Annotated in this window: 11 protein-coding genes; 4 read left to right on the forward strand and 7 right to left on the reverse strand. The window is 34.0% G+C overall.

All coding sequences use genetic code 11. The annotated features are described in order from the left end of the window. Positions 1–46: 46 nt before the first annotated feature. The gene (locus tag Q0912_RS10815; RefSeq protein WP_299114937.1) at positions 47–1,681 is read right to left on the reverse strand and encodes a S41 family peptidase; all 1,635 of its coding nucleotides are present in this window, start codon (positions 1,679–1,681) and stop codon (positions 47–49) included. Further along, complete coding sequence (gene rnpA / locus Q0912_RS10820) at positions 1,678–2,076, reverse strand: ribonuclease P protein component (protein ID WP_366125130.1); 399 nt, start codon at positions 2,074–2,076, stop codon at positions 1,678–1,680. The genes Q0912_RS10815 and rnpA overlap by 4 nt, the downstream gene beginning before the upstream one ends. Positions 2,077–2,197: 121 nt before the next feature. Here rnpA and Q0912_RS10825 point away from each other — a divergent pair, with 121 nt between their 5' ends. Further along, positions 2,198–4,042, forward strand: coding sequence for a CBS domain-containing protein (locus Q0912_RS10825; RefSeq protein ID WP_299114938.1), 1,845 nt, complete (start codon positions 2,198–2,200; stop codon positions 4,040–4,042). A gap of 1 nt (position 4,043) precedes the next feature. Beyond that, positions 4,044–5,234 carry a succinylglutamate desuccinylase/aspartoacylase family protein gene (locus Q0912_RS10830; RefSeq protein ID WP_299114939.1) on the forward strand — a complete coding sequence of 397 codons (1,191 nt, stop codon included), beginning with the start codon at positions 4,044–4,046 and terminating at the stop codon, positions 5,232–5,234. Here the strand turns inward: Q0912_RS10830 and Q0912_RS10835 are convergent. Further along, positions 5,231–6,040 carry a S24/S26 family peptidase gene (locus tag Q0912_RS10835; RefSeq protein WP_299114940.1) on the reverse strand — a complete coding sequence of 270 codons (810 nt, stop codon included), beginning with the start codon at positions 6,038–6,040 and terminating at the stop codon, positions 5,231–5,233. The two genes, Q0912_RS10830 and Q0912_RS10835, sit on opposite strands and share 4 nt — an antisense overlap. 360 nt (positions 6,041–6,400) lie before the next feature. Between Q0912_RS10835 and Q0912_RS10840 the strand changes: the two genes are divergently transcribed. Next, positions 6,401–6,649, forward strand: coding sequence for a hypothetical protein (locus Q0912_RS10840; protein ID WP_299114941.1), 249 nt, complete (start codon positions 6,401–6,403; stop codon positions 6,647–6,649). Positions 6,650–6,667: 18 nt separating this feature from the next. On the opposite strand, the gene Q0912_RS10845 is transcribed toward Q0912_RS10840, so the two are convergent. The 4 genes from Q0912_RS10845 to Q0912_RS10860 form a co-directional block, all read right to left on the reverse strand. Beyond that, positions 6,668–7,549, reverse strand: coding sequence for a zinc-ribbon domain-containing protein (locus Q0912_RS10845; protein ID WP_299114942.1), 882 nt, complete (start codon positions 7,547–7,549; stop codon positions 6,668–6,670). Positions 7,550–7,553: 4 nt separating this feature from the next. Then, positions 7,554–9,350 (reverse strand): M1 family metallopeptidase, encoded by a 1,797-nt coding sequence (locus tag Q0912_RS10850; protein ID WP_299114943.1) that lies wholly within the window; start codon positions 9,348–9,350, stop codon positions 7,554–7,556. A gap of 90 nt (positions 9,351–9,440) precedes the next feature. After that, on the reverse strand, positions 9,441–11,045 hold the full coding sequence (locus Q0912_RS10855) for a S8 family peptidase (RefSeq protein ID WP_299114944.1): 1,605 nt from the start codon (positions 11,043–11,045) through the stop codon (positions 9,441–9,443). Positions 11,046–11,063: 18 nt separating this feature from the next. After that, complete coding sequence (locus Q0912_RS10860) at positions 11,064–11,924, reverse strand: MBL fold metallo-hydrolase (RefSeq protein WP_299114945.1); 861 nt, start codon at positions 11,922–11,924, stop codon at positions 11,064–11,066. A 112-nt stretch (positions 11,925–12,036) separates the two neighbouring features. Between Q0912_RS10860 and Q0912_RS10865 the strand changes: the two genes are divergently transcribed. Then, complete coding sequence (locus Q0912_RS10865) at positions 12,037–13,872, forward strand: sodium:proton antiporter (protein ID WP_299114946.1); 1,836 nt, start codon at positions 12,037–12,039, stop codon at positions 13,870–13,872. The last annotated feature ends 71 nt before the right edge of the window (positions 13,873–13,943 follow it).

Below are 13,943 nucleotides of genomic sequence, written 5' to 3' on the forward strand. Positions count from 1 at the left end.
ATAATTATAAAAATTCTATAATTATAAATATAGATAATTTTATGCTCTATCTCAAAATACTAGCATATTGTTTAGGATTATTAAGGATTTCTAAAGCCTTTTTAATCTCTGTATTATTAGCTGTATAATAATCATATAAACCCTCACTATAAAAATAGCGTTTTATAATTTCGTCGGTTAACAATGACTTTAACTGTGCCTTATTTGCATTAATAGCATTAGACTTGTAGGTTTGTAAAGCATTAGTTAAGTCATTTATTTCTGATTTAATTACATCATTAAGTTCCTCTTCTTTTGCAATTGCAATTGCATTATCTAAGGCTTTTTCAGTCTTAGTTTCAAAATTAAAACCTGTAGTTTTTAAATAAGATCTAAACTCATTAAGATCAGAATCTGATAATTTAAAACTATTTAGGTCTTCAACTTTATTATTATAATAATACTGAGTTGTAAAGTTGAAAATTAAATTTTCATTCAATATAGCTTTGGTTATAGGTGTTTGTTTAGATAATTCTATTTCTACATCTGGTTGTACACCACCACCATCAAAAACATAACGACCATTACGGGTTTTAAATGCATTATAATTTTCTTTTTTAACACGTGTTGCTTTACCATTTTTATCCCTGTTCCAATAATCTAACGCTTGTATACAACGCCCAGATGGCGTGTAATATCTCGAAATAGTTATCTTCATTTGTGTTCCATAGGTTAACGATTTTGGTCTCTGAACCAAACCTTTACCAAAACTACGTGCACCAATTACAACAGCTCTATCCATATCTTGTAAAGCACCAGAAACAATTTCACTGGCAGAAGCACTACTACCATCAATTAATACCACTAAAGGAATTTCAGTATCTATAGCATCACGTTTGGTATAATAGGTTTTATTGTATTTTTTAACTTTAGATTTTGTGGTTACTACTAACTGGTTTTTAGGCACAAAAATATTAGTCACATTTACCGCTTCGTTTAATAAACCTCCAGGGTTACCTCTTAAATCTAAAACAAGTTGTTTGGCCCCCTGATTTTTTAAAGCGCGTAGTGCACCTAGAGTTTCAGCAGCAGCTTTTTCATTAAATTTTCTTAAAACAATATAACCTGTTTTTTCATCAATCATTGAATAATGAGGAACCGCTTTAATTTCAAGCGATTCTCTAATGATTTTCACAGTATTAGTTTTTCCCTGACGTTTATAAGTGACATTAACCTCAGTGCCAGCTGCGCCCTGAAGGAGATTAGCAGCATCCTCCTTAAAGTCTGAAACAGTGACATTATCTACCTTTATAATTTCGTCACCAGCTTTAAGACCAGCCTTGTCAGCAGCATAGTTTTTATAAGGTTCTATAATGACTAATTTATCTTTTAAAGTTAAGACTTTAGCACCAATACCCGTATAATCACCAGCATTGTTAATTCTTGCAGATTCAACATCTTGTTCGTTATAAAATTGCGTGTAGGGATCTAAATCATCCAACATGCTTTTTATAGCAGTGTCCATTAAATCGCCAGGATTAGTATCATCAACATAGTTCATGTTGAGTTCTTTAAACAATGTAGTAAAGATTTCTATTTGTTTAGCGATTTCAAAAAAATCATTCTTAAATGCTGTTGCGCTAAAAAATACAACAATAGCTATTGTTGGAATGATAATTTTTTTATGTAATATTTTTTTCATGAGCCAGAAGTTTTATCGACAAATTTCTCAAACAACGCTTTTATACTATCGTTTAATTTCTCAAAAGTTGTTCCATCCTTGCTAAGGTATAAAATCATAAACGCATAAGATGTTGAACTATTGTTAAAATATAGAGGTTTATTAAGCCTATATACTTCTCTTAAGAGACGTTTAATTCTATTTCTAGCTACTGCTGTTTTATGGAGTTTTTTACTGACCGAAACACCAGTTTTTAGAACACTACCATCGTTAAAATCAGTTTTTAGATAAATTAAGCGTAACGGATAGACCGTTATAGACTTACCTTCATTAAATAACATATCAATGCGTTTCTTACTCTTGAGTTTATCTTTTTTATTGTATTTAAACGACATATATAGGTGTGTAACTGACATAAATTTAGAATAGTATTTTACATTACCAAAGCAACTCAAAAATTACCCATGATAAAAATCATGTTTTAAGCCTTTTATTTAGAGTAACTTACAAGAACTAATCAATTTTACAGCTTTAATTATGGGACATTTAGATGTAAAACAACTTAAAAACCCCAAAGATAAGGCATTATATATTCACCATCTTGTTAGAGACTTAGAAGCTTTGGATATAATGCTTAAAAATGATTTAATTGAAAAAGAACCTATTAGAATTGGAGCAGAGCAAGAGTTCTGCATTACTACGAATCAATTTTTTCCTAATAATAATAATCTCGATATTTTAGAGGCTATTAATGATGAACATTTCACCACAGAGATTGGAAAATACAATCTTGAAATTAACTCAGATCCCATAATTCTAAGTGGAAATTGCTTTTCTTCATTACAAAATCAACTTAGCACATTACTTAAAAAAGCCAAGGAAATTGCTAATACAAAAGACTCAAAAATTTTGCTAACAGGGATTTTACCCACCTTAAGACTCAAGCATATTTCAGAAAACTATATGACAGATGTGTCTAGATATCATGTATTAAATAATGCTTTAAAAAATTCCAGAAGAGAATGTTTTAATATCAACATAAAAGGAGTTAATGAGTTAAATCTAATTCATGATAGTGTGATGCTAGAAGCTTGTAATACGAGTTTTCAAACACATCTGCAGATTCACCCAGATGAATTTGTAGAAAAATATAATTGGGCTCAAGCCATTTCCGGACCCGTATTAAGCAGTTGTGCCAATTCTCCAATTTTGTTTGGTAGAGAGCTTTGGGCAGAAACCCGAATTGCTTTATTTACACAAAGTATAGATACTAGAGCAAACTCTTTTATTTATAACGAAAAACAATCGAGAGTAAGCTTTGGAACCGATTGGGAGAGTGGGTCAGTGAGTGATATTTTTAGGGATCATATATCAATATTTAGAAGCTTGCTTACTTCAGATGAACATGATGATAGTTTAGAGCAGTTAGAACGAGGTGAAATTCCCAAATTAAGAGCATTACAACTACATAATGGTACGGTTTATAAATGGAACCGTGTATGCTATGGTGTTGGAGGTGGAAAGCCTCATTTAAGAATAGAATGTCGATACATACCTTCTGGCCCAACTCTTTTAGATGAAATAGCAAATATGGTGTTTTGGGTAGGTTTAATGCTGGGACAATCAGAGAAGTACAAGGACATCCATAAAAAAATGGATTTTAAAGACATTAAAAGTAATTTCTTTAAAGCAGCAAGAAATGGTATGGAAACTCAGTTTAAATGGAATGGTAAGTTAATCTCTGCAAAGGATTTAATAATGGATGAATTTTTACCTATGGCTTATGACGGTCTAAGGAGTGTTCAAATAGCAGAAGATGATATTAACAGATACCTTACAATCATTAAACACCGCACTATATCTCACAATGGGGCGCAATGGATGGTAGAAAACTTTAGAAACCTTCAGAAAACCAAAACCAATTTTGAAGCGCTTCAGAATATTACAGCTTTTATGTATAAACATCAACTTGAAGAAAAAACGGTGGATCAATGGGGAATTTTCAACCCCGATGAAAACCTAAAAATAGACATCAGTCGTATTGTAAAGCACAATATGAATACTAAAATGCTTCTTGTAGATCAAAATGATAGTTTAGAGCTGGTAAGTAATATTATGAAATGGAAAAAAATTCACCACTTACCAGTAATAAATAAGAAAAAGCAATTAACAGGGTTATTAACCTGGACAGATTTGATAAAGCTTGGAAATAAAGACCTACACCTACGTGTTAAAGATGTAATGACAAGAAACTTAATTACAATTTCGCAAGAATCACCTTTAGATAAGGCTAAAAGGTTAATGAAAAAACACAATATCAATTGTCTGCCCGTAGTTAGAAATAAAGAATTATTAGGTATTATAACCTCTAATGATTTATAAAATGACGTATACTGACCTTAAGGTAAATAAAACACACACAGAAGCATCAAATCGAGTTTTTCATCATATTATTGGTAAAAACCCTGGAGCTACAATAGTCTTTTTTGCTGGCGTACATGGTAATGAGTATGCGGGTGTTAGGGCTTTAGACAATGTATTAAAAACCATTACACCAAAAGATATTTGTGGCGAAATATATGGGGTTTATGGAAACATTAAAGCTTTAGAAAAAAACAAACGTTTTTTAAAGTCCGACCTCAACAGAATGTGGACGTCCAAACAATTAAATAATTTAAAGATTAATACTTTTTTAAACGAAGAAGAACAGGAACAACAAGAGTTATTTAGTTTTTTAAAAAAGCTTTTAGCCATAATTAAGAATCCTGTATACTTTATAGACCTACACACCACCTCTAGTAAAACACTTCCGTTTATTACTATTAACGACGCTTTAATTAACAGAAAGTTTTCAGGCTGTTTTCCCGTTCCAATTGTCTTAGGTATAGAAGAGTATTTAGATGGGCCACTTTTAAGTTATCTCAACACTTTAGGTTATGTGTCTCTTGGTTTTGAGGCTGGGCAACATACAGACCCTGTTGCAATTTCTAATTGTGAAGCTTTTATTCTTTTAGCATTAAAACAAGCAGGAAACGCAAAGCATATTAATGCAGATAGGGCCGAAAATGTACTAAAAAGATCATGTGACGATATCACCTCAATTTTTGAAGTTATATACAAACATCACATTAAACCTAAAGAGAATTTTGAAATGTTAAAAGGTTTTGAGAGTTTTCAAGATATTAAGAAAGGAACGTTGTTGGCCATATCTAATGATATTGAAATTTATTCAAAATTCAATGCCAAACTTTTTATGCCACTCTATCAGAAATCAGGCAATGATGGGTTTTTTATTATTAGACGAATACCTGAATTTTTCCTAAAGCTTTCAGAAATTTTAAGACAAATAAAAGCCGATAGCCTATTAACCGTTCTTCCCGGAATCACTTGGCGCAATAAACAAAAAGGTATTTTAAAAGCGAATTTATCTGTAACACGATTTATGGCTAAATCTATATTTCACTTATTTGGCTATAGAAATAAACAACTAGATAAAACACATGTGCTTCTATACAATAGGGAGCGTGTTTCTAAAAAGGAAATGTATAAAAATGAGTCTTGGCTTAAGGACTAATTTAAAAGCTTTCGTTGTAATGCACCTTCTAAATCCACAATTTTACTTTCTAATTCATGTAAACGATCGTATATATCTACAGGCTCGGGCATTTGCTCGGAGGCATACATAGTAACATGCCATACCTCAACTACTTCCTCCGCATTAATTGTATAAGTAGGATAATTACCATCTTTATTATCGCTTTTTAAAATTAGCTTATTATGCTCGGCAATTCTATTAATAACACGCTTTAGAACAATGCCATCATTTTTACTCACTACGATATAAATTCTACCATCTTTAATATCCCTTAGGTCTTCAACATATTTACCAAAGACCAAATCACTATCAAAAAATGTCCTTACCATAGAGTTGCCTTTTACCTCAAAACAACGATATGTACCATTTGTAAGGTGAGGCATATTAAATGACGGTAAAGTTTCTATATATTCAGGATCACCATAACCATCTAAATAACCTGCTCGGGCTTTTATTGGTACATAAATTACATTTTCATCGCCAGTTTGATTAACAGCAATTACCTGCGGTATTCCTGAATATGTTTGAGTATTACTAACATTAGATTTTAGCATCTCCTTACTCTTGCCAAACAAAAAATCGGGATTTATACTAAACGTATCTATAATAGCGGTAAGAACGTCATAACCAGGTTTGGTCTTCTTTCTGGTGCCGTCTGGTTGCGGACGCCCATTAACAATACTGTCTATGGTGGTTCCGGTAACACCAATGCGTTTAGAAAACGAAAAATTATTAAGGTGAAAATGATTAATAATTGCTGATATTTTTTCGTCGACACCCTCCATGACTAATAGTTTTTAAAATTAAACTTTTTACAAAAAACACTTTAAAATTAAACATTTGTGATGTTTTAAAAGCAAAATCCCTAGAATTTAAAATCATTTTTTGTAAAAAGATAATTTAACAATAACATATTCCAAAACAGGAGCTCAATAATTAGTATAAACTTTAGAACAATTAAAATGAGTCAAAACATTAAAAACAACCTATTTAGGTTTGTGACATTGCGAAGTCTACAATTAATAGAAAAAAAAGCAGGCATTGTTAGGTGCAGGGGACGATTTTGCCAATTCACACTCTCCTTTCAAAAACAAAACATATGTAAAAAAGTTAACGAAGATCTTTACAACTTCTCATCGTGGTTAATGCGAAATAAAAACGCACTATCACATGTTGCAATCTCAGAAAACATTAATGACGCTAAAGAACTGACTTCGCAAGACGAACTTGTTGTTTGGGACAACTTAATCTACCAAACAATTGCAAGAAGTTCTGTGTTTGTGAGAGAGGCTTTAATACAACTATTAGTAGCTAATAAATTTTCGGAGAGTTTAACAGGAGACGTAACATTTACTGAAGACCAAGAAAAGCAATTTATAAGATTTGTGATTTAAGATTATTTACAAACAGCTTTAATAAATTATTAACTCATCATAAAACTCTTTCAATAATTCCGCATCTTTTGCCGTACTATCTTTTACCATGCCATTTGGTGATTTTTGCATTTTTAACTCTCCCTCATAATAAATACCAACGTAACGCTCATAATTTTCTTCTTTTAAAATATCATCTAAACAGCGATCAATTTTCGAATATACAATGGCTTTTTCTGTATCGTTTAGTTCTTTATAATTCCACACCTCCAATAGTATTAAGATCTTATCGTCTTCGATTCTGTAAAAATAGCCCACGTCTTCCTTGCCGAGTTTAATAGTGTCTGGATCTAGACATTTAAATAAAGCGTAACTAATGGGTTCAAACTCTTCAGTTGGATAAAGTTCTGATTTAAGAATGTCCTTTTTTAGAACCCTAAACCACGCGGGTTTTGGGGCTTCTATGACGTAATCTTCAATATCGTCATTGCTCTTGTAATCACTATTAACTTCTTCATATGGGTAATCATCATCAAAGCCCTCATCGTAATCATCATCAAAGCCAGAAACAATTTTAGCATAAATCACAGCACATACGATAAATAGGATAAAAGCGAGTATAACAAAACACCCAAGATTAAGCCATTGCGCTTTTTTAGGAGGATTTTCGGCAAATGAGTTTTGAATCACTAACTGGTTTTCTGAAGACAAATCTTGTAAGTGATACGTCTTTTTGCAGTGTGAGCATTCAACAACAATAGCTTTACCAGTAGAAAATACAGGAATCCAAAATATATGAAAATAGTTACCGTATATACTAGCTACAAAAGAATTTTCGCTTTGACAATGTTGGCAAGACGTACTTGCATTAATCTTTCGGGATTCTATACGTGCAGACCGTAGTCCAAAAAATATAAGCATAGATTTACTCTACAGTTAGTGTATTATTTTTACGTTTAACATCAGCCATCATTTGCGAAGGGTCAATCTCAACAGATTTTACAGTTTTATTAGCCTCAAAGACATATGTTGGCATAGCCCAAGCCCAATCATTAACTATGGTTGCTGAGGTTGGTTTTTCACCACGCATCATTTGTAATGGAATATAAAACGCTTCTTTTGAACCATCGGTATAGGTAACAGATACATCAATAGGCATTGGCATTAAACCAATACGTTCTAAAGTAATTGATTTGTCTTCAATAGATTTTACCCCATAATCGATTGTGTTTGTGGTTTGCCCGAAATCTATTAAATACCAGTCTAGTTCAAGGTCAGTAACTCGCTCAGCTGTTCTCACGATATCCATAGGTTTAGGGTGTTTAAACGCAAAGTCTTCAAAGTACTTTTTAATGGTTTTCTTTAGGTTATCCTCTCCTATAACATAACCCAATTGCGCTAAGAAAACAGCACCTTTACTATATGCTGCAACTCCATACACTTGATTGTACTTATAACGATCTGCATGTGTTGTTAAAGGTTGCTCATAACCTGAGTTTGCCAAGGCAATATATCCTCTGTAAGAACCAACCAAAGGGTTATCGCTTTTGGCGTCCCTGAGTTCATTTTCGGCAAGTGTTGAAATATAACTTGTAAACCCTTCATCCATCCATTCGTGTTTAGCTTCGTTAGTGGCCAATAAAAACTGAAACCAGGTGTGGGCCATCTCGTGGGCAGTAACACCCAATAAGCTACCATAACTACGCTGACCTGTAATCAAAGTGCACATAGCATATTCCATACCGCCATCACCACCTTGAATTACAGAATATTGCTTATAAGGATATTGCCCAATATTTTTACTAAAATACTCCATTAACTTAGCGGTATCTGGCTGTAGTTTTTTCCAATTTTCAAGATATTTAGGCTCCAGGTCTTTTTTGTAATAAAAATGCAAGGTAGGTCCATTGGACATTTCTAAAGTATCATGAATAAAATCAGGATCTGCAACCCAAGTAAAGTCATGGACTTTTGGTGCTTCAAAATGCAGTGTTTTTTTTCTTCCGCCAGCTTTAGACTCTTCTTTTAAATACCCTGTCCCACCAACAACATAATCTTTATCAATAGTTAGCTTTACATTAAAGTCTCCCCAAACACCATGAAATTCGCGCCCTATATATGGGTCAGCATGCCAGCCTTCATCATCATATTCCGCTAATTTTGGGTACCACTGCGTCATAGACAAAGCCACCCCTTCTTTATTATTTCTACCAGAACGACGGATTTGCAAAGGCACTTGTGCGTCAAAATCCATGTTAAAAGTTACTTTTTCACCAGGTTGTATAGGCTTATCTAACTTTACCTCCAATACAGTACCTACAGTTTCATGCGAAATAGCTTTTCCGTTTTGCATTAAAGAATTTACCTTTATATAACCTATTTCGTTAGGCTTAAGTTTACTAATGCGCTCACCAATCTTAGGACTAGGGTCTGCTATGGTACGCGAGCGCACATCCATTTCACTGCCAGGTTGAAAAGCATTAAAATATAAATGGTAATAGACACGATTCAATACATCTGGGGAATTGTTGGTATAAACTAATTTTTGCTTTCCCTTATATTGAAATGTGTTAACGTCCATATCAATTTCCATGTCGTAATCTACATGTTGTTGCCAATTGCAACCTATTGTTTGTATTGAAGGGCTTTGAGCAAAAGCTTTTGTAGATCCAAAAGAACATAACATAACATAACAAGAAAGGCCTAAAAAGAATGTCTTCATATATAATATTTTTAATAATCTGTAATTTATTAACAAGCTTAAAGGTTGATTATATATATAGTCACAGCTTGTTATATGACTGTTGTTAGCTTATTTAATTTTTGAAGCTAAAATTAATGCATTGTATGCATTTGCTATTTTCCCAGAAGAGGATAGCTCAATAAACGGTTTTACGTTTGAAGCATCTCCGCCCACAACAACCTTAGTTGTTAGAGGCAATCCGGAATCTAAAATCACTTGTTTTACTTGAGCAGCGTTTAAATTAGGATACTGAGAACGAATTAAAGCAGCAATACCAGCTACACCAGGAGCGGCCATAGAGGTACCACCATTAAAATCGTATTCATTTTCTGGCATTGTTGAATAAATAGCAGAACCTGGGGCAAATATATCTACATTCTTTTTACCATAATTTGAGAAGCCTGAGACCATTTTAGAGCCGTACTTTTGAGTTAAAGAACCAACTCTTATATAAGTGTTTGAAACCTCAACAAAATCAACATTATCGTCTGGGAAGTTAGGCACTTTATCAACATTTTTACTATCGTTGCCAGCCGCATGAACAAAAACCACATCGTTGTCTGAAGCATACTTAATTGCATCTCTTACCCATTCTGAATGAGGTGAGAAAGACTTTCCAAAGCTTCCATTTATAACTTTTGCACCATTATCTACGGCATAACGTATAGCTAAAGCAACATCTTTATCGTACTCATCTCCGTTGGGAACAGTTCTTAAAGACATAATTTCTACATTATTTGCTACTCCATTAGCACCTTTTCCGTTGTTGCGTTCTGCAGCAATAATACCAGCGACATGAGTGCCATGTGCTTCAGATTTTTTTACAGGCTTTACATTGCCATTACCATAACCGGTATCAGAAAGGTCGTTAACGTCATCTCCAGTTTTACGCCCCGAAAAGCTTTTGTTTAAATTATAATTTAAGCGCTCATTGATTGACTCTTGAGCATCTTTAATCTCCTCGTTGGCTTTGGCCATTGTTAAACCGTTAGCATTTATATTTTGCGCAATTTGTTTAGCTTGTGACAGCGTTTGATCTTCTGTTTTAATAGCGTTAACCTCTTCAATTGTATAATCATCTTTTCCAAAATGTTTTTTTAAGGTGTCGTCAGCATTCTTTACTGCTTGTGCAATTTGATCGTACTGTGTTTTGCGACTTGTCCATGTTTGATAGTCCTCTTCGTATTTAGTTTCAGCAGCAGTATAATCTGGATTAGATTTGTCCCCGCTGGCTAATATTCTAACGTATTCCAGCTGTTCATCATATGCATCTCCCAAAAAGTTCCAACCATGGACATCATCAACATAGCCATTATTATCGTCATCTTTTCCATTATTAGGAGTCTCTTTTTTATTCGTCCAGATCACATCATCTAAATCTTCGTGATCTATATCAATACCAGAATCAATAACTGCAACGATAACTTTTACGCCTTTTTTCTTTTTTATAAGCTCATCATAAGCTCTATCTACAGCCATACCAGGAATGGTATCCTTTTCTAAATCTAAGTGCCCCCAATTTTTCTTTTCGGCCTCTGTTAGTTCAGCAACCTTTAAGGGAGATGTATCGATATTTTCTATAGGAGTGGATAGAATATCAGCCGCAGAACCGCAACCTAGTAGTAATGTTGCAAAAAAACCTATATAACCCAATAGTTTGTAATTCATTGTCATAGTTAGTGTTATTAGTTATTAATTAAATATGTCGTTACAAGTAAAAACTTTATTAAGCCTCACTCCTTTTTCTGTACGTTTAACGGTGATGATTTCGTTATGTGCATCGTGCTCTAAAAATAGATAAAAATTGTGGTCTGCCGCCTTATTAAGAAATAATTCTTTTTCATCTAAGGTTAACAAGGGCCTTGTGTCGTAACCCATAACAAACGGCAATGGCAAATGACCAGCAGTTGGCAATAAATCTGCCATAAAGCAAAGGGTTTTTCCTTTATAGTTAATTATAGGAATCATTTGCTTATCCGTATGGCCGTTTGCAAAGAAAATGTCGAACCCCAATTTAGAATCTTTAAGAATCTTATCATCTGGAAGTACAGTAAACTTTAATTGTCCACTCGCTTCCATAGGTAAAATGTTCTCTTTGAGAAAAGATGCTTTTTCACGCCTGTTAGGTTGTGTTGCCCATTGCCAATGGTCTGCATTGCTCCAAAAATATGCGTTTTTAAAAGCAGGTTCATAACCTGTTTTTTCTTTGTTCCACTGAATGCTGCCACCACAATGGTCAAAATGTAGGTGGGTCATAAAAACGTCTGTAATATCATCTCTATGAAAACCATATTTAGCCAGTGACTTATCTATAGTGTCATCACCCCAAAGGAAGTAATACCCATAAAACTTCTCACTCTGTTTATTTCCCATCCCAGTATCAATTAAAACCAAACGATTACCATCTTCAATTAACAAACAGCGTGCCGCAATATCAATCATATTATTGCTGTCTGCCGGATTGGTTCTTGTCCAAAGAGATTTAGGCACAACACCAAACATAGCACCTCCATCGAGTTTAAAATTGCCGGCATTAATAGGATATAATTGCATAGTTGCGCAATTTACCAAATTAGCGTGTAATACTTAAAGCTCTTTTGATTTTATTAGGATTTTTTGGGTTGTAAAAAAAAAGCTATTTTCGAAGGGATTAAAAAACTTAAGTATGGTAGAATTAGCTGGTATTATAATTCTTGGAATCTTAGCGCAATGGGTTGCTTGGAAATTTAAAATCCCCGCAATTTTACCATTAATCCTTATAGGTTTGTTAGTCGGCCCTATAGCTGCAGAGTTTATTAACGAAGATGGCACCAAATGGATTGAACCTATCTGGAATGACGAGCATAAAAGAGGTCTCTTTCCGGGAGAAGGGTTATTTTATTTTGTGTCTCTAGCTATTAGTATTATACTTTTTGAAGGAGGGCTTACACTTAAGCGTAGTGAAATAAGAAACGTTGGACCAGTGATTACTAAATTAATAACGGTTGGCGCGGCGGTTACTTTTTTTGGCGCAGCCGTCTTGGCACATTATTTATTTGGTTTAAGCTGGGACTTGTGTTTTTTGTTTTCTGGATTAATTATTGTCACTGGGCCAACCGTTATTACTCCGATATTAAGAAATATACCATTGAAGCGCGATGTTTCAACAGTATTAAAGTGGGAAGGCATTCTCATAGATCCAATAGGAGCTTTGGTAGCGGTATTAGTCTTTGAATTTATTTTTGTTGGTGGTGAAGTGGGGTTTACCAAGACTGCTTTAATAGAATTTGGGAAGATTGTTCTTTTTGGAACCACTTTTGGTTTCACCTTTGCACACGCTTTAGTTTTTGCGATTAACAAAAAGTTTATTCCACACTATTTGCTCAACGTAGTTTCACTATCTGTGGTATTATTGGTATTTATCGAGTCCGAAATTTTTGCCCATGAGTCTGGTCTGCTTGCTGTAGTAGTTATGGGAATGGTAATAGGCAATAGCAAGCTTGATAGCATTAAAGAATTGCTCTATTTTAAAGAATCACTAAGCGTACTACTAATATCTATACTTTTCATATTACTATCCGCTAATATTAATTATGATGACCTTATGCTTCTATACCGATGGGAGACATTAGCCTTATTTTTAGTAGTAGTTCTTATTATAAGACCTTTAGCGGTATTTGTTAGCGCACAGGGATCAAAACTCAAAATGAACGAAAAAATGTTTATCAGTTGGGTCGGTCCTCGAGGTATCGTGGCAGCAGGTATAGCTTCACTTTTTGGAAGTAAACTTAGAGCAGAGGATGTTGTGGGTGCTGAATATATTACGCCATTGGTATTTATGATTGTTTTAGGCACAGTACTTTTAAACGCTACTACGGCACGTTTATTTGCAAGGGTCTCGGGAGTATTCCTAATAAAGTCTGAGGGTATATTAATTATTGGAGCTTCAAAGGTGTCTCGTCTTGTTGCTCAATATTTAATCGATAACGGAAGACACGTCGTTTTGGTAGATAGCAACCAGAATAATGTAAGTGAAGCTGAGCAAATGGGTATTGAGGCGCATACAGAAAATATATATTCAGACACCTTAAAGGATAATGTAGAGTTTAGTGATATTGGTTATTTATTGGCATTAACGGGTAATGCGGACATTAACCGCTATGCCGTTGAAAAATTTGGTGCACAGTTTGGCGAGAATGGCTCGTTTAGATTAGCGTCTAAAGCTGAATTGGAGAATGGCTCTATTTCTCCAGAAGATGGTGTTTTTACCCTATCTGATGATTTTAATAACCTCATACAGGTTTCTGAAAACTATCCTGAAATTAGAGAAATTCCAGTAAAGGATCTGGAATCCTACAACACTATTTTAGAAAACATAAAATCCGACAAAGATCGAATCCCCTTGTTTCTTAAAACAAGCAGGGATGTGATACATATTATTCCTTCGCTTGATGACGATGTAGAAAAAGAGATTGATGCTAAGAGTAAATTGGTATATCTCGGAAAACAACTTACAATATAAAAGCCCAATAGTCCGAAGACCACTGAGCTTTATCTGTTTAAATATTTAGTCAATAGGTCCTAGTCGATATT

Origin of the sequence: uncultured Winogradskyella sp. (assembly GCF_947498345.1) — a bacterium.
Taxonomy (GTDB): Bacteria; Bacteroidota; Bacteroidia; order Flavobacteriales; family Flavobacteriaceae; genus Winogradskyella.

Bases quoted from the DNA above. Each gene is read 5' to 3' on its own strand.
- Q0912_RS10855 (WP_299114944.1), bottom strand. From the start codon at position 11,045: ATGACAATGAATTACAAACTATTGGGTTATATAGGTTTTTTTGCAACA.
- Q0912_RS10835 (WP_299114940.1), bottom strand. From the start codon at position 6,040: ATGGAGGGTGTCGACGAAAAAATATCAGCAATTATTAATCATTTTCAC.
- Q0912_RS10815 (WP_299114937.1), bottom strand. From the start codon at position 1,681: ATGAAAAAAATATTACATAAAAAAATTATCATTCCAACAATAGCTATT.
- Q0912_RS10850 (WP_299114943.1), bottom strand. From the start codon at position 9,350: ATGAAGACATTCTTTTTAGGCCTTTCTTGTTATGTTATGTTATGTTCT.
- Q0912_RS10830 (WP_299114939.1), top strand. From the start codon at position 4,044: ATGACGTATACTGACCTTAAGGTAAATAAAACACACACAGAAGCATCA.
- rnpA (WP_366125130.1), bottom strand. From the start codon at position 2,076: ATGTCAGTTACACACCTATATATGTCGTTTAAATACAATAAAAAAGAT.
- Q0912_RS10860 (WP_299114945.1), bottom strand. From the start codon at position 11,924: ATGCAATTATATCCTATTAATGCCGGCAATTTTAAACTCGATGGAGGT.
- Q0912_RS10840 (WP_299114941.1), top strand. From the start codon at position 6,401: ATGCGAAATAAAAACGCACTATCACATGTTGCAATCTCAGAAAACATT.
- Q0912_RS10845 (WP_299114942.1), bottom strand. From the start codon at position 7,549: ATGCTTATATTTTTTGGACTACGGTCTGCACGTATAGAATCCCGAAAG.
- Q0912_RS10865 (WP_299114946.1), top strand. From the start codon at position 12,037: ATGGTAGAATTAGCTGGTATTATAATTCTTGGAATCTTAGCGCAATGG.
- Q0912_RS10825 (WP_299114938.1), top strand. From the start codon at position 2,198: ATGGGACATTTAGATGTAAAACAACTTAAAAACCCCAAAGATAAGGCA.